Annotated in this window: 18 protein-coding genes and 1 pseudogene; 3 read left to right on the plus strand and 16 right to left on the minus strand. The window is 45.7% G+C overall.

The window, feature by feature from the left end:
* Nucleotides 1–203 precede the first annotated feature (203 nt).
* From HMPREF1150_RS00785 to HMPREF1150_RS00740, 10 genes are all read right to left on the minus strand, one after another.
* The gene (locus HMPREF1150_RS00785) at nucleotides 204–1,271 is read right to left on the minus strand and encodes a hypothetical protein (protein ID WP_009660355.1); all 1,068 of its coding nucleotides are present in this window, start codon (nucleotides 1,269–1,271) and stop codon (nucleotides 204–206) included.
* Nucleotides 1,258–3,741, minus strand: coding sequence for a phosphoenolpyruvate synthase (locus HMPREF1150_RS00780; RefSeq protein WP_009660427.1), 2,484 nt, complete (start codon nucleotides 3,739–3,741; stop codon nucleotides 1,258–1,260). The genes HMPREF1150_RS00785 and HMPREF1150_RS00780 overlap by 14 nt, the downstream gene beginning before the upstream one ends.
* On the minus strand, nucleotides 3,741–4,640 hold the full coding sequence (locus tag HMPREF1150_RS00775; RefSeq protein ID WP_009660349.1) for a UbiA family prenyltransferase: 900 nt from the start codon (nucleotides 4,638–4,640) through the stop codon (nucleotides 3,741–3,743). Before HMPREF1150_RS00775 ends, HMPREF1150_RS00780 begins: the two co-directional genes overlap by 1 nt.
* The gene (locus HMPREF1150_RS00770; RefSeq protein WP_009660406.1) at nucleotides 4,625–5,497 is read right to left on the minus strand and encodes a phosphatidylserine decarboxylase; all 873 of its coding nucleotides are present in this window, start codon (nucleotides 5,495–5,497) and stop codon (nucleotides 4,625–4,627) included. Before HMPREF1150_RS00770 ends, HMPREF1150_RS00775 begins: the two co-directional genes overlap by 16 nt.
* Complete coding sequence (locus HMPREF1150_RS00765) at nucleotides 5,490–6,122, minus strand: phosphatidylcholine/phosphatidylserine synthase (RefSeq protein ID WP_009660489.1); 633 nt, start codon at nucleotides 6,120–6,122, stop codon at nucleotides 5,490–5,492. Before HMPREF1150_RS00765 ends, HMPREF1150_RS00770 begins: the two co-directional genes overlap by 8 nt.
* The gene (locus tag HMPREF1150_RS00760) at nucleotides 6,109–8,604 is read right to left on the minus strand and encodes a PEP/pyruvate-binding domain-containing protein (RefSeq protein ID WP_009660322.1); all 2,496 of its coding nucleotides are present in this window, start codon (nucleotides 8,602–8,604) and stop codon (nucleotides 6,109–6,111) included. The genes HMPREF1150_RS00765 and HMPREF1150_RS00760 overlap by 14 nt, the downstream gene beginning before the upstream one ends.
* A 14-nt stretch (nucleotides 8,605–8,618) precedes the next feature.
* The gene (locus HMPREF1150_RS00755) at nucleotides 8,619–9,209 is read right to left on the minus strand and encodes a CDP-archaeol synthase (RefSeq protein ID WP_009660392.1); all 591 of its coding nucleotides are present in this window, start codon (nucleotides 9,207–9,209) and stop codon (nucleotides 8,619–8,621) included.
* Nucleotides 9,210–9,557: 348 nt separating this feature from the next.
* Complete coding sequence (gene galE, locus HMPREF1150_RS00750) at nucleotides 9,558–10,559, minus strand: UDP-glucose 4-epimerase GalE (protein ID WP_009660396.1); 1,002 nt, start codon at nucleotides 10,557–10,559, stop codon at nucleotides 9,558–9,560.
* A 45-nt stretch (nucleotides 10,560–10,604) separates the two neighbouring features.
* Entirely contained in the window at nucleotides 10,605–12,086 is a 1,482-nt protein-coding gene (gene galT / locus HMPREF1150_RS00745) for a UDP-glucose--hexose-1-phosphate uridylyltransferase (RefSeq protein ID WP_009660376.1), read from the minus strand.
* A gap of 219 nt (nucleotides 12,087–12,305) precedes the next feature.
* Nucleotides 12,306–13,484: a galactokinase gene (locus HMPREF1150_RS00740; RefSeq protein ID WP_009660339.1), complete on the minus strand. Its 1,179-nt coding sequence runs from the start codon at nucleotides 13,482–13,484 to the stop codon at nucleotides 12,306–12,308.
* Between the two features lie 205 nt (nucleotides 13,485–13,689).
* Between HMPREF1150_RS00740 and HMPREF1150_RS00735 the strand changes: the two genes are divergently transcribed.
* Both HMPREF1150_RS00735 and birA read left to right on the plus strand, forming a co-directional pair.
* Complete coding sequence (locus HMPREF1150_RS00735; protein WP_009660534.1) at nucleotides 13,690–14,691, plus strand: LacI family DNA-binding transcriptional regulator; 1,002 nt, start codon at nucleotides 13,690–13,692, stop codon at nucleotides 14,689–14,691.
* Between the two features lie 16 nt (nucleotides 14,692–14,707).
* Nucleotides 14,708–15,643: a bifunctional biotin--[acetyl-CoA-carboxylase] ligase/biotin operon repressor BirA gene (gene birA, locus HMPREF1150_RS00730; RefSeq protein WP_009660395.1), complete on the plus strand. Its 936-nt coding sequence runs from the start codon at nucleotides 14,708–14,710 to the stop codon at nucleotides 15,641–15,643.
* A 53-nt stretch (nucleotides 15,644–15,696) separates the two neighbouring features.
* Here birA and HMPREF1150_RS00725 read toward each other — a convergent pair whose 3' ends face one another.
* The 6 genes and pseudogenes from HMPREF1150_RS00725 to HMPREF1150_RS00705 all read right to left on the minus strand — a co-directional run bounded on the left by HMPREF1150_RS00725 (nucleotide 15,697) and on the right by HMPREF1150_RS00705 (nucleotide 19,761).
* Nucleotides 15,697–15,888 carry a DUF3272 domain-containing protein gene (locus tag HMPREF1150_RS00725; RefSeq protein WP_002895701.1) on the minus strand — a complete coding sequence of 64 codons (192 nt, stop codon included), beginning with the start codon at nucleotides 15,886–15,888 and terminating at the stop codon, nucleotides 15,697–15,699.
* A gap of 38 nt (nucleotides 15,889–15,926) precedes the next feature.
* Entirely contained in the window at nucleotides 15,927–17,597 is a 1,671-nt protein-coding gene (gene dnaX / locus HMPREF1150_RS00720) for a DNA polymerase III subunit gamma/tau (RefSeq protein WP_009660275.1), read from the minus strand.
* The gene (locus tag HMPREF1150_RS00715; protein WP_032905796.1) at nucleotides 17,597–18,094 is read right to left on the minus strand and encodes a GAF domain-containing protein; all 498 of its coding nucleotides are present in this window, start codon (nucleotides 18,092–18,094) and stop codon (nucleotides 17,597–17,599) included. The genes dnaX and HMPREF1150_RS00715 overlap by 1 nt, the downstream gene beginning before the upstream one ends.
* Nucleotides 18,095–18,226: 132 nt before the next feature.
* Complete coding sequence (locus HMPREF1150_RS00710) at nucleotides 18,227–18,853, minus strand: Type 1 glutamine amidotransferase-like domain-containing protein (RefSeq protein ID WP_009660418.1); 627 nt, start codon at nucleotides 18,851–18,853, stop codon at nucleotides 18,227–18,229.
* Nucleotides 18,854–18,864: 11 nt separating this feature from the next.
* Nucleotides 18,865–19,133, minus strand: a pseudogene (locus HMPREF1150_RS0111350) (methyltransferase domain-containing protein); the annotation flags it as partial.
* Nucleotides 19,134–19,179: 46 nt separating this feature from the next.
* Entirely contained in the window at nucleotides 19,180–19,761 is a 582-nt protein-coding gene (locus HMPREF1150_RS00705; protein WP_009660463.1) for a GrpB family protein, read from the minus strand.
* A 193-nt stretch (nucleotides 19,762–19,954) separates the two neighbouring features.
* Between HMPREF1150_RS00705 and HMPREF1150_RS00700 the strand changes: the two genes are divergently transcribed.
* Nucleotides 19,955–20,716 carry a DNA/RNA non-specific endonuclease gene (locus HMPREF1150_RS00700; protein ID WP_009660280.1) on the plus strand — a complete coding sequence of 254 codons (762 nt, stop codon included), beginning with the start codon at nucleotides 19,955–19,957 and terminating at the stop codon, nucleotides 20,714–20,716.
* Nucleotides 20,717–20,769 lie beyond the last annotated feature (53 nt).

Genomic DNA, 20,769 nt, shown 5'->3' on the forward strand with positions numbered 1-20,769 from the left:
TAATTCCCTTTTCTTCATATAATAATCTCTTAAAATTTTACAGAATTTCCTACAAAAATTCAATGCTTTTGCTTAAAAATATATCTTTGAAGACTGAAATCATCATGTTTTTGAACAGCCTGAAAATAGTGTTCATTTTTACTAAAAAATAAAAAACAAATCTTCAGTTAGAAAATCTGTTTTTTAAAATGTGATTTATTTTGTTACAAATCCAACTCAAAGAGACCATACTCATGCTTGTCTCCTTGCAGTTCTGCCGCATAGTGGCGCGTGACAGTTTTTTGATGAATCAAGGCTCCAATAGCTGAAGTCTGTCGCTTCTGTACCTCTTTAAAAATCGGATAGGCCAAGGCAGAGCCCAACCCCAAGAATTGTTCATCTACTCCTAAATACATAATCATATAGCGTTTGGGAAAGCGCTTGGTCCAAAAAAGCTTGGCTAGGTTGAGAGGAGTCAGTTTTTGATAAACCAGAGATCCGTAGTCCGGCATGGCAATCAGAAAACCTGCTAGCTTGCCCTCCTTATAGGCCAGCTTAACCATAGAAAAATCAAGAATATACTGGTATTTTTGAAAAATCTGACTGAACTGCTGACTAGAAATTGACCGATAAATCGGAAAATCTTGATAGAGGCGATTGAGGAGCTCAAAAACCTGCAGCGAAGCTTGATCCCACTCCTTCTTTTTGGGAGAGCAAATGGTGAATCCCGCTTCCTCAAAAGAGTCAAAGCGATGAGCCAGCTTATCCTGATGAGTTTGATTGCTGACCTTGGGATAAAAATTAGATAGATAGCGCTCCTTAAGCTCAAAACCAGCAGCCTTCCATAACTCAGGATAATAGTCTGGATTATGAGGTTCCCCAGTAAAAGGGAGCTCCTCTGTTCCAGTCAGCTGCATTCGATAACCCAGCCAAAAACTTGCCTGTACGGGACCGATTATCTTAATCGCTCCGAGACTGCGAGCAAAACCTGCTAAATGTTCGATAAAAGCAGATGAAATCTGCCGGTCATTGATCGACTCGAAAAATCCCAAGTAAGCAGCCTCATCATCTGGATAAAAGGTCAGAAGTCCGCGAATACAAAGCTGACTCTCCTCATAGCCAATAAAGGCATAGGTTTCTAAGTCAGAACTCAGCGGGTGACTGCCCTCAATCAAAGCTAACTCTTCCTCTTCCGACTGCATAAGGTGGTCTGGCTGGTAAATCTGCTTGGGCAGGGCTAGAAAATCGGCCAGCTCTGCAGTATTGGGTTTGACTGGTTTAATTTGCAGCATGGTCTTCCTCCTTGATCAGTCGAATCTTGCCAGTAAGGCCATCCATCTCAATCCAATCACCGTTTTGCAGCTGGCTGCAGGCACCTCTGACATTGACAATGGAAGGAATACCTAACTCGCGGGAAATAATTGCCGTGTGCGAGAGCAAAGACCCCTGCTCGGCAATGACACCCTTGGCTTGGGTCAGAAGATAGACCCAGCCCGGATCGGTCATCTTGGTCACGATAATCCGGTCCTGAGCAGACTCAATCTCCTGCACATCTTTCACGACCAAAACCTGAGCCTTGACGCAGCCAGGTGAGCAGCCAATCCCTTGTAAGGCTTGATTGCCCGTATTATGACTGCTGGTACGGTTTTGCGGTTTCAGATATTTCTCAAAGACCTGTCCAGCAAAAACGTAGCGACTAAAGGTTGGCAGCTCCTTATCAGCCTCCAACTTCTCTCGACGCTCGGCTATCAAGCCGCTAACATCTCTGGGTTTTCTGGTCAGCTCAAACAATTCTTCCTTTGTCAGGTAAAAAACATCGTCAGGCGTAGCCAGCAGTCCTTGCTCGGCTAATTGCTGCCCAAGCGTTCGGAAAATCTGCCGCATCATGCCGTAGATTCGTGTGCGGTTTAAGCGGGAGCTTTCCCGATATTTAACACCGGTCATGGCTCGCTTGCGAAGAAAATTCGTCCACCAGCCTGATTTTTGCACCTCTTCTTCAAGTTTCTGAGGTGCCAACTTCTTCTCCTCTTGCTGGCACATTTGCAGCAGGAGCTTGAGCAGACGATCTGGGTGCGTTCGAAAGGTTGGAGTTTCTAATTTCAACTCTTCCGGAGCCCGATCACCAAATTCATGGATAAAATGGGCAATTTCTTGGACCAAAGGGTGCTGGCGACTTAGAAAGACTGCTGGACTTTCACTTGCCATGGCCTGTCTAATCTCTGCATTTTCTTCTGCTTTCAGCTGAGCTGTTAAAGCCTGCAGAGCCAAAGCCGGCTGCATACTTTCAATCTGCTCAATTCCTGCAATCTCAGCCTGAACAGCCCCGCCGCGACGCGACTTCTTCAGGAGTCCGGTATAGACAAAAGCATAGAGATCATTTACCAGGGTAATGTCCCAGTGAGCCAGAATATCCTCTTTTAGCTTATTGACCAAGGCAATCAAGGTCTCAGCATCTGCGTCGGGAGAAAAGTTCGCTTCGTATTCGCGCTGAATCTGGGCAAACTGCTCTTCCAATTGCCGCATTTGCTTGGGCGCTGTCCAGAACTCTCGAATGATTCGGAGCATGATTTGCAGGCGTTTGAAAGCAGACAGGTGCACTGGCATCTGAGGCACCTCTGTCTCTCTCACTCCCAGCATATCCTGCCAGATAGGAATGATTTTCTTAGAAAAAGGCAGAAGCTGCAAGAGCTGATACCAGCTCTGAATCTGGTAATAAACACGACTATTGACCGGCTGCAGCATATTTTGAAAGGTGGCTTCATAGGCAGCCAACTCAGGGGCACCCTTGCCAACCAAGCGCTGGGCCAGACTGCGGAAAATGCTGGCATAAGCCTCTTGGATAAAACTAATAGTCAGAGGACTGGAAACGCCCGGATAGCTCTCGACAATGTTGCTGTTATCCAGAATAATCCGCTGACCCTCTGGCAAGGTAGTAATAGGTCGTGCCTGCAAGAGATAGAGCTGGCCATTGGCGAAGGTAAACTCCATATCCATATAAGGTCCGAAAAGCTGACTTACCTGACTTGCCAAGCCTTGTAACTCCGCGAGTTGTTCCTGTGATAAGTCTGGAGAGTTCTCCATCTGCTCTGTATAAAAGAGCTGGTCCTTGGGATGGAGGGTCACCATTGTTGTAGGAATCTTATCCTCGACAACCTTATTGCCCAAGCCCCTACCAATGACAATGATGTGCTCATTCAAAATGCCCTTGGGATTAGCTGTGAAGTAAATCCCAGACAAGTCTCCCTCCTGCATAACCTGAACAAGGCAAATCATCTGCGCCTGCTTCAACGATAGGCCTTGCTCAAATAGATAACTAAGAGCCGACTCCTGATAAAGAGAGAGCAAGGTCGCTTGGATAGCTTCTTTAAGTCCATCCGGCTTCACATTGAGCTGACTCTCAAACTGACCGGCAAAGGATGAATCCTTGCCATCCTCAATGGTTGCTGATGAGCGAACTGCAAAGCGACAGTCTTTCTGAGAAAACTCCTTCCGGATCCAGTTTTCTGCCGCTGTCAGATCTTCTTGCGCAAACTGCTCTTTAGCCCAGTCCTGGAGCTGCTGACTGAGTTGGGACAAGTCCAACTCTCCAGACCGATAAGCTTCTTCCATCCGCTCCAAGTCAGCAGAGCTGGCAGATTCTTGAAAAAAGTCAAAAGCAAACACTGCAAAGTCAGGAATCGGCAAACCAGTAGCCTGCATTTTCAGCAAATGATAGGCCTTGCCTCCGACCTGGTCAAGCCCTGTCTGCTTGATCCTTTTCATCAAAGTACCCCCATCAAGAGATAAACAGCAACAGACAGAACCATGGTCGTCTCCGTGATATAAGTATAACGCTCCACCCGCTCCCGGATATTAAAGCGAGTCGGATCCTTGATAAACTGCTCAAACTGGACGGTCATCCAGATGACATTCAGCACTAAGACCACTACTCCGACATGGGAAATATTCCAGAGAAGGGCGAAATTGGTCAAGATATCCAGCAGAGTCACCACCTCGATAAAGCGAGTGGCTTTTTTGTAACCAAAAAGCTTAGAATAGGTCACATACTCTGTCTCGTCTTTTGGCGCCCGAATCTTGCGACAGACTTCCCAGATCAGACTTGGGAAATACATGGTAAAGGCCAGCAAAACGGTCGGTAAAGACAAGAGAGGCAGATTGTACTTGTAGCAGACAAAGGAAATAGTATAGAGATTCAAAATCATCATGACTGGATTATGGGTCACCAGAGCCAATGGCAGAGAATTTTGAATCTTGTCACGCTTGAAGAACCAGAAGGACATGAGAGTTCCGTAGATATAGAGAAAGAGAAACCAGCCAATATTGTTCATAAAGAGAACATTGAGAAGTACAGATACAGCTACGATAAAGCTGAGGGCAACAGCCAGGTCCTTCTTTTTCACTCGTCCAGATGGCAGAGCCCGATGAGGAAAGAGCCGCCTGTCGGTCTCGTAGTCCTTGAAATCATCTGCGATCCGCAGAATCATCAGAAAGACAAAAATCGTAAAAATTCCGATCAACTCCTGATGGTCAAAGCGAAAGGTGGTCACTCCGTCATTGAGTAGAAGGACAAAATAAATCTCAAAAAACATGATGGCAGCCACAAAAAAGCGTGGCAGCAAAGGAAACATTTCCTTATAATAAACAGCTAATCGTTTAAACATAGCTTTTCTCCAATCTTTTCACCCATTTGAATCTGGGTTTCTATTCCGAGGTCTGAGTAAGTCAGGATATCCTGATCCAAGCGAATCGTGCCTGCTGGATAGAGGACAAGGATGGTTGAGCCACCCAGACCAAAGCAGCCCTTCTCCTGTCCTCTGACCAAACGGTCCTGACTGTGATTGTATATTCTTCCGACCAGCAGAGCCCCTACTTCCATCTGCAGGACAGGTCCTAGGTCGGTATCTAAAAGACAGTATTCTCTTTTATTTTCCTTGTAAATCAAGCGCCGCTTCTGGGCTACCTGCCGGACCGTATGCAGGCGGCCCTTGATTTTTCGTCTTTGGGTAATTCTGCCGGATTCAGCCGCCAGATAGCGGTGCAGGTCTTCTACTCCCAAGCGATAGACCAGTGCTGCTCCACCACTAAACAGCTGAGCTAACTCTTCATCCAGCAGTAAGTCAGATAGCCTGTATGTCTGCCCCTTAATCATCAGCTGCAAGTCCTGACTGATGGTAAAAGCCTCTAGCTTGGCATCTGCCACTGCCAGTACTTGACTGTCAGGACAGACTGGACGCAGAGCGGGATTGATTCTCCGCTGGAAGAAAGCCGCAAAGCTAGAATAGGAGCCATCTTCATAGTCAGCCAGATTCAGCTGATAATTTTCCACAAAAGCTGCTATTTTCTTGCGAGAAAAAGCAGTGTAGTCTTTCAAGGTTAGAAGATAAGACAGGCTAGGTCGGGTCAAGATAGGCAATAGGAAGCGGCTCCAGGCAGTACCATAAAGCTTGTCTAACAGACCCGCCTTGTATTCTGTCGGTTCAACTACTTGACCAGTCCTCCTCTGATAAACCTTAACCATATGAGAGAAACCCCAGACCAATCAAGCTAGCAACAGCTAAAATCGCAAAGACCAGATAGGCCAGCTTATTGGGCTTGGGAATTCGGCAGTTGTAGACAAATAAGAAGGTCAGCAAAAGAGACAAGCACAGCCACACCCAGGCAAAGAGGCCAGGCGCCAGCCATTGACAGACCAGATAGGTCAGAGGGAAAACGAGGGCGCTGTAAGTCACGGGCAAGCCGATAAAATAAGAGCCAGATCCTTCATCATGTTTGACCAAGCGATTAAAATGAGCCAAGCGCGTAACCGCAGCTAAGACATAGAGGACAGCCAAGATGATATTGGCTGCTCCCAAGGGCAGCTGGGTCATGAGGAGCACAGCCGGAAGAGCTGCAAAACTAATCATGTCACAGAGCGAATCAATCTCAATGCCGAAGCGCTTCTGGCTTTCAGTCCGCTTCATCCGCCGCGCCACCACACCATCAAAAAGGTCACAGATACCGCTAACGATAAAAGCCATCATGGCTAGCCGCAGCTGGGACTGAATGATGGCATAGACTGCCAACAGTGCAAAAGCAGCGCCCATATAAGTCAGGATAACAGATTTATCGTATTCACCGATAAACAAAGGTTCATTCTTCTTCATGAATTCTTATTTCTCCTCTTCTTCCATCTAAAGTTACCAGCATGCCAGTTTCTAGCAGCTGAGTTGCATTCTTAGCGCAGACAAGAGCTGGAATCCCGCATTCCCGAGAGACAATGGATGCATGGCAGAGAACCCCGCCGTACTCTGTCACAAGACCACCTAGAATGCCGAAAACATAACTCCAGCCCGTATCTGTATAGCGAGTGACAAGAATTTCTCCCGGCTCAATCGTCTCAATATCAGCCAAATCCAAGAGGACTCGAACCCGACCTGTCACCTGACCACTGCTGGCTGGCATTCCCGTAAGAAGCGCTTGGCTATCACGGGACACCGCTTCCAGACTCATCTCTTTGTCAGTCAAATCACCTACTGGCTCAAAATTTCGATAGGCCTGGCAATAATGCTGATTATCAGCTGCTTCTTCTTGAAGCTGTTCTGCAGTCTTTTGCCCTTCCATAAAGGCAGTCAGACTTTCTTTCTTAAGGTAAAAAATATCTTGAGAATCTTTCAGAAAGCCTTGCTTTTCGTAGGCCTGGCCGAGTTTGAGACTAATCTGACGAATGAGGTGGTAATAGCGCGTGGAAATATCCTTGAACTCCTCTCGCCACCAGAGCAAGTTCCGCAAGTCTTGACTGATTTTTTCTATCTTTTTCTGCTTAGCTCGAGATAGATGGGCAAGATCAAGTTCAGACTCTGAGACAGGACTAAGCGAAGCTTTGGCCGCCTGGTAGTAAGCTGAATCAGCAACCAACTGCTGAACCGCTGTCAGAACCTGATGAGCATCTTCTTCGTAGCTTGGCACTCGCAAGTCCAGCTCCCGAGCCGAGTGATAGCCAAAGTCCTTTTGAAAATTCTGAATCTTGATAAAATCAGCTCGCTCAGGATATTGCGCTGCCAGTCCCTGCAACTCTTGCACAGATAGCTTCAGCCAATCGTCTGTCAGCTTCTCGTCTGCCAAAATAAGATCCGCAGCTTCCAGCATTCGAGTCAAAGGCTTGGTATGCGAAACATTTCCCAACTTAGCAATTAGTTGAAAAAATTCATCGACCGTCAGCCATTTGAGGAGAGTTGTCTTTTTCATTGACAGCTGGACCGTATTGATGTAGGCCTGCCAGAAATAAGTTCCCTCACTGTCTAAATAAGCCTGATTTAGCACTAACTGCCAAAGACTCTCGACTTGCTGGAGCGGGCTTTGGTCGTTTAGTTCTTGGATTTCTTGATTCAGGCGGGTAAATTGCTGACGCAGCTCTTGCAGCTTGTCTGGCGCCTGATGCAGAAAGGTTTTAGTTACTTTTTGTGTTTTTAAAGCTACCCGCAGGAAATTCAAGAGCAAGGCTGGACTTAATTTGCTGGTAAAACCTTGATCTTGGTAGTCTTTATTAACTCCCAACTCATCATCAAAGTCTCGCTCAATATAGCCCGGAATCTGCTCCATACCTTGCTTGACAACGCCTAAGTTCCAGAAGGGCCGAGCATAATGCAGGAGCATCAATGGCGGCATCACACCTTCAGGCTCTAGGCCAATTGCCAGCAAAAAGCTGGAGAGAGCCTCTTGCCAAGAATGGCGATAAAGGCTCCACATCAGGTTGGGACAGGGCTGAGCCGCCACGCCTCCGTCCCGAAAATTCGCCGTTGTCCAGCGACCACTGTCGATTTTAGTTGGTACTGTCGTGATGGGCCGAGCCTGCAGCAGATAGACTTGCTCTTGGACAGCACACCACTCAATATCCATAGGCCGACCAAAATACGCCACAATCTGCAAAACTTGCTCGTGCAGCTTCTGCAAGACTGCCAAAGGGATTTCAGCCTTTTCAAACTGGCTCCAGTCTGTCTTGTACCAAGGGAGAGTCAGCTGCTCAGGATTAATTTGACCGCTAACCAAGCTCTCAGCCGAGCCTTTTACATACTCAAGCAGCATAGACTGGTCCTGATTAGTCGCCACATCTAGGGAAAAGCAGACACCGCTGAAGTCAGGCTCTATCTGCTCCTGAATCAGCACTGCCATAGCAAAATCCTGCTCTGCCAGACCCTGACGCTGCCAGTAAGCCAAGGCCTCTGGATTAAAGAGGGAAAGCAGACAAGAACGAATGCCCTGCTCAATTTCTGAAAGTGTCCGGCAGTTGCCAATCGAGTCATATTGCCCAGCAAATGACATGGCCTGTCCGTCTTCTAAGAGGGCACTGCTGCGAACGATATAGGCTTGATTTTCCTGACAAAAATCTGCTAACTCCTGTAGCCAAGCTGACTCCAAGGGATACTGCTGCAAACGCTTCGCAATTTCCTCTTTGCCAAGTTCGATTAATTCTTTAAGTCCCTCTTTTGAGTATTCTGGCAGAGCTGCTCTTAGCCAATCCATTACTTGGTCCGCAGGCAAAATCAAACCCTTAGGAACCGAAAACCCCAGTTGACAGAGGTTGATTAACTGATTGATTTTACCGCCATAGACGGCCGAAGGCTCCTTTTCCAGCCATAGTTCTTTCATCAAAAGCTCCCATCTTACATACGATTTTTTCTAAGTTTAGCCCAGTAGAGCAGACGATTGACTCCTAGATGAGTGCCCGCCCCTAGTATTAGAATGCCCAGCATCTGCTGCCAGGACAGAGGAATATAGAAAAGCAAGAAAATGATACAGCCAATCAAGGAATCAATCTGGTCTATCCAGATAAAGGTCCATTTCCAGCCATTCTCCGCCGTCTTGCCCTCTCTGATTTCCAAACGACGCTTGATAAAGCTATTGGGCAGCTCAAACAAAACATAGGCCAGCCCCAAAAGAGCTCCAAGCACCAGATTAAACAGGACGGTATTTTCGTAGAAAGCATAGACCAAGTGCAGCGTCTCTAGAGTGGGAATACCCTTTAAGAGCAATCCCCAAAAGATCTGCGCCAAAGCTCCCCAGACAATCATGCCAAAGAAACCTTTCCAGGTCTTGTTAGCCCCAAAAAGCCTCTTCCCATCCTTTAAAATCAGCCCAGCATCCATTGGTCGATAAGCCGCCTCTAGCAGTGAAGACCTGCAAAATATCATATTCAGAACTCCAGCCAGAATGACCGGCATCAGGGTGATATATAAGGCAAGAATCGAGTGCATACTTATTTCCTATTCTTTTTATGAAAATCAGCTTGAAAAGATTAAGAGACTTCTCAAACTTTTATGAATTCATTATATCATAAGTCTCTAAAGCCCTTACACAACAAACTGTCAACATCTGTCTCATCTGATAGTGGTTCAAAAAATTCGCTATTCTACACTCTTATTTCTCCTTGCACTGTAACTACCATGATTTTTAAAATATACTAATAATTAGTAGCAAATAAACAAGATTACAGATAATATGTCAATCAATCTTCCTTTTATTATAAAAGGCTTTTAAAAATTTGTAAAGAAGGGATTTCTGATTCAAAGTAAAAAACCAGCCTTTCTAGCTGGTTTGTCAGTTTATCCTCTATCATCATAGCCATTTGGATGACTGGAATGCCATTTCCAAGCAGTTTCGATAATGCTTTCGATATTGTCAAATTTCGGCTGCCAGCTCAGAATTTTTCTTGCTTTCTCAGAGGAAGCAATCAGCGTATCCGGATCCCCTGGGCGCCGCTCTGCTATTTCCAAAGGAATAGGATGGCCGGTCACCTTTCGGGCTGCTTCTACAATCTGCAAGTTGGAAAAACCAGTCGAAGAGCCAAGGTTAAAGGCATCTGAAGGCTGTCCCGCACGCAGATGCTCAACAGCCAGAATATGGGCGTCAGCCAAGTCGAAAGGATGGACATAATCACGGACATTGGTCCCGTCTGGAGTATCGTAATCGTCTCCAAAGACGGCAATCTTCTCACGTTTGCCCTGAGCCACCTGAAGCACAATGGGCAGGAGATGGGTTTCAGGCCCGTGGTCCTCTCCGATTGAACCGTCAGGTTTGGCACCAGCCACATTGAAATAACGCAGAGCTACAAACTTGATACCATAGGCCTGGTCTGCCCAGCGCATAATGGTCTCCATCATGAGTTTGCTCTCACCATAAGGATTAATTGGCTTTTGCGGAGTCGTTTCCAGAATCGGAACTTCCTCAGGAATGCCATAAGTCGCCGCTGTCGAAGAAAAAACAATATTTTTAACGCCGCATTCCTGCATGACCTCCAAAAGAGAAACCATGCCTGCTGTGTTATTGTCAAAATACTTGAGCGGATCCACCATAGACTCTGCCACCAGTGAAAAAGCAGCAAAGTGAATGACTGCATCGATAGATGGATGTTTGGCAAAGACATCACGCATAAAGTCCTTATCCGCCAAATCCCCCTCATAAAAGACCGCTTGCGGATGGACGGCTGCCCGATGGCCAGTTACCAAATTATCAACGACGACTACGTCTTCCTTGCCTGCCGCTACCAGACGGTCTACCATGTGCGAGCCGATATAGCCAGCCCCACCTAATACTAAAATTGCCATAAAACTTCCTTTCCCTGTTACGCTAGATTCATTATAACACATTTCCTAGGGCTGGATGCCAACGGATTGGACGAAGCGCATGAAAGCCTCCTGACCCTCCTCCGTTCGCTTGTAAACTCCCGCATCTTCCAGTACTCGGCTGAAAATTTGTCCAACCGAGGCCTGAACTACTCCTTCCACTGTCTCAGCGGTAACATCTGGATTCTGGTCTTTGAGTTGATTGGCCCACTCCTGATGATAGGCCGCAACCTGACAGTCTTCTCCCAGCAAGAAAAGTTCCACCTGCTTGAGTTCTTCCTTGAGCCGAGGCGGCAAAATAGCCAGTCCCATAACCTCAATCAGACCGATATTTTCTTTCTTAATGTGCTGCACATCCCTATGAGGATGGTAAATGCCGTCCGGATGTTCTGGGGAAGTTTGATTGTCCCGCAAGACTAGGTCTAGCTCAAAACGTCCATCTTTTCTGCGGGCAATCGGTGTGATAGTGTGATGTGACTCACCCTCAGACTCTGCTAACACCTGCACACTTGGGTCAGAATAAGTTCGCCAAGCTTGCAAGATCTTGTCAGCCAACTCAATCAACAATTCCTTCTTCTCAGACCTCAGACGAATGACGGACATGGGCCACTTGACAATACCCGCCTCTACCTCTTCAAATCCGCTAAAAGTAAAGCTGCAATCCAGCTCTGCTATTTCCATAGGGAAGATATGACGTCCGCCCTGATAGTGGTCGTGGGTCAGGATGGAGCCACCGACAATAGGCAGGTCGGCGTTGGATCCTGCGAAATAACCTGGAAAGGTCTCGACGATGTCCAGCAGGCGCTCAAAGGTCAGCCGACTGATATCCATAGGAAGGTGTTGACTGTGCAGAAAGATACAATGCTCATTAAAGTAGGCATAGGGCGAATACTGAAAACCCCACTCCTGTCCAGCTAAGTCAAAGCGGATAATCCGATGATTGGCTCTGGCTGGGTGGTCCAAGCGGCCTTGGTAGCCTTCATTTTCCATGCAGAGCTGGCAGGCTGGATAATTACTATTCTTAGCCTTTTTAGCTGCCGCAATTTCCTTGGGATCCTTTTCTGGCTTAGAGAGATTAATGGTAATTTCCAAATCTCCATATTCAGTTGGCGATTTGAAAGCAATGTTTTTAGCAATAGCCTTGACCTTGATATAGTCATTCTTTTGACTAAGCTGGTAAAAATCAGCCACAGCTTGCTCGGGACTTGAGGCATAAGAAGTCCAGAAGTCCCGATTGAGCTGGCTAGGGGCTGGCGTGATTAAGTTCATGAGCTCAGCTCCCAGTATATCCTGCTCAGCCAGAGTATCACCAATCTTCCCATTCTTCACAGCCACAGCTACCAAGTCATCCTTAAGGTCAATTAGCTGCTCAGCCTCAGTCTCCTGCTCTGCCACTGTCTCTCCAACTAGAGCCATGACACGATTGCTCAGATAGATGGTGTCCATTTCTTCAAAAGTACTATTGTCAATCACTGCAGATACAAAAGCAGTCAGTAACTTCTTGGACATAGATCTTCCTTTCTTTTGCTAGTAAAGAGAGTTGGACAGAAATCGGTAATTCGTTAGAATTCGATTTCGTCGTCCCACCTCCGCACAGTTGATTAGGGCTGTAAAAGCTGATAAAATCAGCGTAATAGAGCCCACTTAACCACTGCGTCTTGCTCGACAATCCAAAGACAATTGAGAGGCTAGGACTTTTGTCCCAGACCCAAGTTCCTTTTCTGTGAATTAGTCCAGCACTCGGCTTCCGCCAGCTACTTCTGCAATGTAAAAGCTAGGGGCATAGCCAACAACCTCTTGATACTTGCGGCCAACATTTTCTTTGAAAAATTCCACCACATCCTTATGAACTAAAGCAATGGCGCAGCCACCAAAGCCTGCTCCAGTCATACGAGCCCCCAGAACACCTTCTTGCTCCCAGGCCGTGTGAACCAAGGTGTCCAGCTCTAGACCAGTCACTTCATAGTCATGCTCTAAAGAAACATGGGACGCATTCATGAGACGGCCGAATTTGTCAAGATCACCTGCCTGCAAAGCTGCCCGTGCTTGCAAGGTCCGTTGATTTTCCAAAACAGCATGGCGAGCCCGTTTGAGACGATTCTCGTCCTCAATCAGATAGCTATACTCGTCAAAGGACCACTCGTCCAACTCACCCAAGGTAGAGATAGACAGCTTGCGGTTAAGTTCCTCAACAGCTTTTTCACACTCCGCCCGACGCTCATTGTACTTAGAGTCCGCCAACTCACGTCGCTTATTGGTATTCATAATCACTACGACATTGTCCTGGAGATCAAGCGGCACCAAGTCATATTCAAGAGTATTGGTGTCAAGGTAAATAGCCCGCTGGTCAGCTCCCATTCCAATAGCGAACTGGTCCATAATGCCAGAATTAACTCCGATAAATTCATTCTCAGTTAATTTACCGATTTTCACTAGATCCAAACGTTCCAAGTTCAAATCAAAGAGCTTCTCAGCAATAACACCCGTCAAGAGCTCTAGAGATGCAGAAGAAGACAAGCCCGATCCGTTGGGAATATTTCCATAAACATAGATATCCATTCCTCGGTCAATCTTATGACCCGCCTCCTGCAGAAAATACAAAACTCCTTTTGGATAGTTGGTCCAGTTATGCTCAGGCTCAAAGTGCAGTTTTTCCAATGGCATTTCAATAATCCCTTTTTCTTCAAAATTCCCTGAGAAGAATCGCAAGAGCTGATCGTCCCGCTTGCGAGCCGCTCCATAAGTTCCTAGGGAAATAGCTGCAGGAAAGACATGGCCGCCATTGTAGTCGGTATGCTCACCAATCAGATTGATCCGACCGGGTGAAAAGAATGTGTGATCCGCTTCTACTCCAAAAACTTTGGCAAAATCTGCACGGATTTGCTCCGTTGAAATTAGGTTTGACATAAGCTAAACTCCTTTAAAATGAATGATCGATATTGTAATCGTTTTCTTAATTTTATTATAACTGTTTCCGAGTAAAACTTCAATAAATTTAGTAAAATTTTAGTTAACAAATTACCGCAATAATATTTACTAAATTCTTCTTTGTTATTTACTAATTTTTGAGTTATAATTTATGTAGACAGTAAATTAAAAAGGACCAAATCAAATGGCTACTATCAAAGATATCGCCCAGACTGCTGGTGTTTCTCCCGCAACTGTTTCGCGGGTTTTGAACTATGACAAGTCCATGTCTGTCAGCGATGAGACGCGTAAAAAGATTTTCGATATCGCTGAACAGCTCAACTACAAAAAAAGCAAAAGGCAGAAAAAGACTTCACCTCAAACCCATCGCATTGCTATCGTGGAATGGTACACCGAGCTGGAAGAGCTGGATGATCTTTACTACTACTCCATCCGCTTAGGCATTGAAAAGAAAGCACGGGAACTGGGCTATGATATCGTACGGATTTTCAACAACGACTCTCTGAGCCAGCTAGAACAGATTGACGGCATCATTGCCATCGGAAAATTCAGCAGCAAGCAAGTCAAGGAGCTGGAGCAATACAGTCCTGCCCTGGTTTTCGTTGATAGCGATACGCTCAACCAAGGTCACAGCTGTGTGACAACGGACTTTGAGCATGCCGTTACTCATGTTCTCGACCATTTTCTTGAGCAGGGCATTCGAGGAATCGGAATGATTGCTGGACGTGAAGAGACTTCAGACGGGACGACAAGTCTTGACGATCCGCGCTTGGCCTGCTTCTGCCGTTACCTTAGTGACAAATGTCTTTATCAGCCGGCCTATGTCAAGATAGGAAAGTTTTCCTCAGAGTCGGGCTACCAGCTGATGAAAGACTTAATTGACCAGCAAAAAGAGCAGATGCCCAAAGCATTCTTCATAGCCAGCGATGCTCTGGCTGTCGGTGCCCTCCGTGCTCTTCAGGAAGCAGGAACAGCTGTTCCCCAGGATGTCCAGATTATTTCCTTTAATGATACATCCATCGCCAAATACGTCTATCCGCCTCTCAGCACTGTGACAGTCTTTACAGAGGAAATGGGTAAGCAAGCTCTGCAGATGCTGGACCAATTCATCAAAACAGACGAAAGCCCCATCCCTTACATGATTAAGCTCTCTACCAAGCTGACACTAAGAGAAAGCAGCCATTAAGCTAGAAAGAACGCCTATGAAAACCTACGAAAAAATCTTTGACATCCTCAGCCAGGCTGACGACTATGTGAACGGTGAAAAAATAGCTCAAGAATTGGGCATTTCCCGAACTTCCATTTGGAAGGCTATTCAAAAATTGGAGAAAGAAGGCATCCAAATCGAATCCGTCAAGAACCGGGGCTATCGACTGACAGCGGGTGACCTATTGATTCCTGATTGGATTGAGACACACTCACCTGTTCAGGTCTCCTTCAATACTGACTGCCAATCCACTCAGATGGATGCCAAGGCTGGCATGGAGGCCGGACGCCCGGCCAACACTCTCTATCTGGCTGCAGCTCAATCCGCAGGCCGTGGCCGCTTCGGTCGTGCCTTCTTTTGCCCCAGTCAAGGCGGCTTTTACATGTCTCTCCACCTCAAGCCCGACCTCCCCTTCGACCAGCTCCCCTCCTATACTATCTTGACCGCGGGAGCTATCTACAAGGCGGTGAAAAATCTAACCCTCATGGAGATTGATATCAAGTGGGTCAATGACATTTACTATCGAAACAAAAAAATTTCCGGCATCCTAACTGAAGCTACAACTTCTATCGAGACGGGTCTCGTCACCGATGTCATCATCGGTGTTGGCTTTAATTTTTTCATAACAGACTTTCCAGCCGACATCAAAGAAAAAGCTGGCTCCCTCTTTGAAGAGAAACCAGCCATTAGTCGCAATGAGCTCATTGCCGAGATTTGGAAATGCTTATACGAAAATGACCCAGAAGAGCTCATCTATCTCTACAAGCAGCGCTCCTTAGTGCTAGGACGGCAAGTGACCTTTAGCCAAAAAGGCGCAAACTACCAAGGTTTGGCCAAGGATATCTCAGACAGCGGGCAACTTTTGGTCCAGCTGACAGATGGTCAGGAAATCTGGCTCAACAGCGGCGAAGTCTCGCTGACCAGTTGGTAATCAAAAATTTCATTTCAAAAGGACTGAGTTTTAATGACTCAGTCCTGTTTTCATTATTTCGGTCCTAAATGTTTATCGATTTCATCCACAATCCGCCCCATGACATAGGAAATCTGTAGATTGCGCAGCACTAAAACAGCCCAGAAAGCAGCCATAAAATAGCGCCCCGCCATGATAGATTCATTGAAAAAATAGGTTTCTAAGGCCGTAAAAACAGCCATTACAATAAATTGTCGTCTGTTCATAGATTTATTATAACACGAAAGCCTAGAAAAATCTTTTTTTAATCCTCTTGAATGGTAATTTTTTCTGCTAAAAAGTCAAATCCCTCTGGAATCAAACTTTCCTCTTCCTTCTCTTCAACCTCTGCCTTGCTATTGCGGCTGCGAGCCGAAAAATCCGCCCGAATCTTGGTCCACTCTTCCAAGGAAATGGCCAAAATCTCTGGTGAAAATCCCGCCGCATTGCTGAGGATATTGCCAAACATGGTATTGAGGTTGTCCCGCTTCATGGTCTGCTCAGCGTTGAAATTAGACTCAAAAGCTAAGATAGCATGACTTTCATTGGCGGCCACCGGCTGCGAGCCTGCCAGCAAGGCCTTGTCAGCTCCAGCCAGACTTTCGATAATCTCACCCCAAGCATTCTGTAGCTTGGTCAGGTTGCCGCGAGCCAGACTAGGATTCTCAACAGCCTCTTCTAGTATGGCATTGACCTTATTGCGGTCTGCTCGGTAGCCCTTAGATTTCTGCGGTCGAATATCCGAAGTTTTGACAGCTGCTACAGGTTTCCCATTGCCATTAGCCAGCTGCTGCTTAAGACTATCAATCTCTTGCCTCAATCCCTTGAGTTCATCAGCTAGATTATCCGGAATAGCTGCCAACGTAGAATGGCTACTGATCTCTGCCAGTCGAATGGTCATCATTTCTGTATAAATCTTGGGCTGCAGGCTGTTCTTGATGTCTGCCAAACTCTTGGTCGCCATATCTATCATGGCAAAGAGAGTGTCCTGCGGTGTCTTGAGATTTTCCAGAAAGAGCTCGCTGGCATGATGATTTTCCCCGCCAGTTTTGACAATAATCAAGTCACGCAGGTATTGCAGGAGGTCCGTTACGAAACGGGCCATGTTTTTACCGCTATCAAAAATCAGATTGAGATTATCCAAGGCTGCTACTGCATCATGAGCAATCAAGGCTGCTACATAGGTATCTAAGGCTCCCAAACTGATAGAGCCAGTGATTTCTTCGGCAATGTCTGTGGTCAAACGATTTTCCTGGGTTAAGCTAAGAGCCTGATCGAGGATAGACAAGGCATCCCGCATACCACCTTCCGCTCGACGGGCAATAATCTGCACACCTTCTTGCTCAAAATCAATACCTTCCTGCTCTAAAATCCACTCAATATGACCAATAATGTCCTGCGTCTTGATAGACTTAAACTCAAAACGCTGGACGCGGGAAAGAATGGTCGCTGGAATCTTATGTAGCTCTGTCGTCGCTAGGATAAAAACCACATTTTCCGTTGGCTCTTCCAAGGTCTTGAGCAAGGCGTTAAATGCTCCTGTTGAGAGCATGTGCACCTCGTCAATAATATAGACCTTGTGCTTAGCTAGACTGGGCGCATAGGTGGACTTGTCCCGAATATCACGAATCTCATCTACCCCATTATTAGAAGCTGCGTCGATTTCTATGACATCTTCAAGGCTCCCCTCAGTAATAGCCTGGCAGATATAGCAGTCATTGCAGGGCTCACCGTCCTTTTGATTCGGACAATTCATAGCCTTGGCAAAAATCTTGGCAACACTGGTTTTTCCTGTTCCACGTGGACCAGAAAAGAGATAGGCATGGCTGATTTTTCCTTGCTCCACAGCCTGACGCAGAGTGGTAGCCACTACTTGCTGTCCCACCAGCTGACCAAAGGTCTGACTGCGATATTTCCGATATAAAGCTTGATACATTAGGCTTTTTCTCCAAACATTTCAAAATTCCAAATCGTTTTTTCAAGCAAAATCTGGACAAACTTTTCCAGATATTCCTGATCTACCTTATCATAATCACCCGTCAAGGCTGAGTCCAAATCTAGCACTCCAAGCAGGCGACCATCTTTTACCATGGGCACCACAATTTCGCTCTTAGCCCGGCTATCACAAGAGATATAATTGGCATGCTGGGTCACATCATCTACGATAATCGTCTGCTCTTTTTCCGCAGATTCCCCACAGACACCCTTGCCTATCGTAATATGGACACAGGAAACACCGCCCTGAAAAGGCCCCAAAATTAACTCCTTCCCATCAAAAAGATAGAAACCCGCAAAAACAGAATTAGGAAGAGCTTGATTGAGCAGAGCGCTAGCATTGGAAAGATTGGCTAAAGCATTGGTCTCACCCTCCAACAAGGCTTCTAGCTGAGCCAATAAAAGTTGATAATTTGAAATTTTTTCTTTTGTGTTCATAGAGTCTATTATATCAAAAAGCCGGTCTTTCAACCAAGCTTTTCTTATTTTTTAGCTTGAAAATGTGGTTCAGTACTTAACATGACTCAAAATAAAGAAGAATCAAACTCTCACACCCTTCATTTTGTTAGCTTACCAGATAACCTCCTCCAAAACCTTCTCTTCCTCATCCTCCACCAGCACTGCTTGGCGATTATTGAGGGGAAGCAGATTCAGTTGGTCGCTGTATGTATCCAGAGTGGCCTGGGAACTTTCGACAAAGGGTTCTTCGCCAACATGAGGCAGGACATAAAAATCCACCTCCTTTAACGCCACCGTATCAGACAGTTCCCCTGCTACTTCCTTATCGTCCATAAGTCTAATGTAGTCAATATCCTCAGCTGTGATGATAGCACCAGCAGATTCCCCCACATAAACCATGCCATCCGCAATCTGCTCTTTTATCAAGGATAGAAGCTGCTTTTTCTTAAGTTCTTGCAGAAGGTAAAAAGTATTGCCACCAGAGACATGGAGAAGCTTGCTTTGGAAAATTTTGGCCTGAGCTGTCTCTCTGTCACAAGCTGAAATATCCAAGACCTCTACTTGAAATCCCAAATCTGCAAAGGTCTGCAGGGCTTCGTCAATATAACCCCTGTACTCTTCTACATTTCCAGCCGTCGGGATAAAAAGCACATGTTTGCCCAATTGCTTTTCGGACGCATATTGTCTGAACAAGTCCTTGACTCCTGCAAAATATGAACATAAAAATAATTGTTTCATAGGATACCTCCTTATTTTTTCATGATTTTATAAAGAATCCATTGGCCCTTTTTTGACTATCAATGAGATATAAATCCAAGTCTGTCAAATAGTTTTCAACTTTTTCTTGCTTTCTAAAGTCTGGTTGCTAATAAGCTAATTTGCTCCATTCACATGCCAGTAAGATGATTCCATCTGGCTTAAGTATCCGCTTAAGTTCTAGGAACGCCTGAGTTAGGTTTGACCAATGAAAATGGATCTGAAATGCTGTAATCAAATCAAATTCTTTGATTGGTATATTAGGTAAAGAAATGCCAGAATAACCAGAAAGCCAATAATTGGATAAATCATCTGTCTCCCCTCTCGTATCTTCCGCCATAAATCTCTTTAGCTTCCTCTGTATAGTTCTTGATAAAATCCGTTTTCGCCTCTGTATAGGCATCACGGTTGTGCTCATATTGCTTCCACAAGGACAGCTTGAGCCTCTCATAGTCTTTAGCTACAGCAGGGTGCTCCTGTAAATAGTCTCTAAAGTAAAGTTCATCATGATCGCCTTCATAGCGCAAATGCAGATGGAAAACCCGCTCAGCAAAACCACTCGGTGTGTAGCCTTTATTAAATGACATCCGCCCTTGACTTTCTGACATAAGCAGATAACCATTTTGCAGCAGCAAGTCTCTCATTACTACCATATCTGCCGCTTTAGGAATTTCCAATAAGATATCCACTATAGGCTTGGCCCAGATGGTCTCTACCGATGTTGAGCCAATATGGCTAAGACGAACGATCTGATGTTCTGGCAAAAAACTCAAGAGCTGAAGCCGCTCCTCATCATACCAGTCTTTCCACTCATCCTGATGCTCTCTTAAAAAAATCGGAAAAAGCTGCCACAGCTTCTCTAGTGACATTTCCTCTAAAGATGGACTCATAAGCACCTCCTTAGGTAATTTATACAAGCGTCTTCTCTAGTTATGATTATAGGAAAAATACACATCCTAGTCAAACCTCGCACTTATTGAACAAATATTTATTTTTGTAATATTTTTGAAAAGTTTTAGTTGTCAAACAATCTATTTTTTAGTAGAATGATGTCGGAGATATATTATTTAAAAGGAGTTCTTTATGAAAAAGTTTAGGTTTGGCACTTGGCTTGTCCTGTCAGCCGGCTCTTTGTTGTTACTTTCACAGGCTCTTCCTGCAGAGAATGTCGCTGCGAATCAGAAGAACCAGATTAAGGTCCAGCTGCTCAACCATAGCGATGAAACAGCTATCGGCACTCTGGAGTTGAATGGGGAGTATCAGCTAAAGCTTGGGAAAAAGGACAAATACGGTCGGGCTACTGCTGCTCATGTCCAAATGCAGGAGCAACACAAAGCCAAAAAGAAAAAGGAGACCAAGGTCACTTACAATCCCATCGGTTGGCACAATTACAAATTCTACTACGGAAATGGAGATGATCGGGCTTGGCTCATGAATCGCGCTCATCTGATTGGCTTCACTTTCAGCGGCCTCAATAACGAAGGGAAAAACCTCGTTCCAATGACCGCTTGGCTCAACTCTGGCAGTTTCCAAGGACTGGACGACAATAACCCAGATAGCATGCTCTATTATGAACATCGCTTGGAGCGCTGGTTAGAGGAAAATCCAGATTATTGGCTGGATTACAAGGTTACTCCGATTTACACGGACAATGAGCTTCTTCCTCGCAAGATTGATCTCCAGTATGTCGGGCTTGACTCAGAAGGCAACGTTGTCAGCATCCAGCTAGGGGGCAAGGAAACCATAGATGAAGACGGAATGTCTCATGTCCTCTTGGACAATGTTTCTCCAAATGCAGAGATTGACTACCAAACAGGCACTGCTGTCAATACCATGATTGAGTAGAATTACAGATAAAAACACAAAAACAGACCATCATTTGTGCTTAGCATAATAAT

Origin of the sequence: Streptococcus sp. AS14, from assembly GCF_000286495.1 — a bacterium.
GTDB lineage: Bacteria > Bacillota > Bacilli > Lactobacillales > Streptococcaceae > Streptococcus > Streptococcus sanguinis_P.

Coding starts and splice junctions, on each gene's coding strand:
- HMPREF1150_RS00710 (WP_009660418.1), bottom strand. CDS start 18,853: ATGAAACAATTATTTTTATGTTCATATTTTGCAGGAGTCAAGGACTTG.
- HMPREF1150_RS00785 (WP_009660355.1), bottom strand. CDS start 1,271: ATGCTGCAAATTAAACCAGTCAAACCCAATACTGCAGAGCTGGCCGAT.
- HMPREF1150_RS00755 (WP_009660392.1), bottom strand. CDS start 9,209: ATGCACTCGATTCTTGCCTTATATATCACCCTGATGCCGGTCATTCTG.
- HMPREF1150_RS00715 (WP_032905796.1), bottom strand. CDS start 18,094: ATGAACACAAAAGAAAAAATTTCAAATTATCAACTTTTATTGGCTCAG.
- HMPREF1150_RS00775 (WP_009660349.1), bottom strand. CDS start 4,640: ATGTTTAAACGATTAGCTGTTTATTATAAGGAAATGTTTCCTTTGCTG.
- HMPREF1150_RS00765 (WP_009660489.1), bottom strand. CDS start 6,122: ATGAAGAAGAATGAACCTTTGTTTATCGGTGAATACGATAAATCTGTT.
- HMPREF1150_RS00705 (WP_009660463.1), bottom strand. CDS start 19,761: ATGAGTCCATCTTTAGAGGAAATGTCACTAGAGAAGCTGTGGCAGCTT.
- HMPREF1150_RS00780 (WP_009660427.1), bottom strand. CDS start 3,741: ATGAAAAGGATCAAGCAGACAGGGCTTGACCAGGTCGGAGGCAAGGCC.
- HMPREF1150_RS00735 (WP_009660534.1), top strand. CDS start 13,690: ATGGCTACTATCAAAGATATCGCCCAGACTGCTGGTGTTTCTCCCGCA.
- HMPREF1150_RS00700 (WP_009660280.1), top strand. CDS start 19,955: ATGAAAAAGTTTAGGTTTGGCACTTGGCTTGTCCTGTCAGCCGGCTCT.
- HMPREF1150_RS00760 (WP_009660322.1), bottom strand. CDS start 8,604: ATGAAAGAACTATGGCTGGAAAAGGAGCCTTCGGCCGTCTATGGCGGT.
- galT (WP_009660376.1), bottom strand. CDS start 12,086: ATGTCCAAGAAGTTACTGACTGCTTTTGTATCTGCAGTGATTGACAAT.
- galE (WP_009660396.1), bottom strand. CDS start 10,559: ATGGCAATTTTAGTATTAGGTGGGGCTGGCTATATCGGCTCGCACATG.
- HMPREF1150_RS00725 (WP_002895701.1), bottom strand. CDS start 15,888: ATGAACAGACGACAATTTATTGTAATGGCTGTTTTTACGGCCTTAGAA.
- HMPREF1150_RS00740 (WP_009660339.1), bottom strand. CDS start 13,484: ATGTCAAACCTAATTTCAACGGAGCAAATCCGTGCAGATTTTGCCAAA.
- birA (WP_009660395.1), top strand. CDS start 14,708: ATGAAAACCTACGAAAAAATCTTTGACATCCTCAGCCAGGCTGACGAC.
- HMPREF1150_RS00770 (WP_009660406.1), bottom strand. CDS start 5,497: ATGGTTAAGGTTTATCAGAGGAGGACTGGTCAAGTAGTTGAACCGACA.
- dnaX (WP_009660275.1), bottom strand. CDS start 17,597: ATGTATCAAGCTTTATATCGGAAATATCGCAGTCAGACCTTTGGTCAG.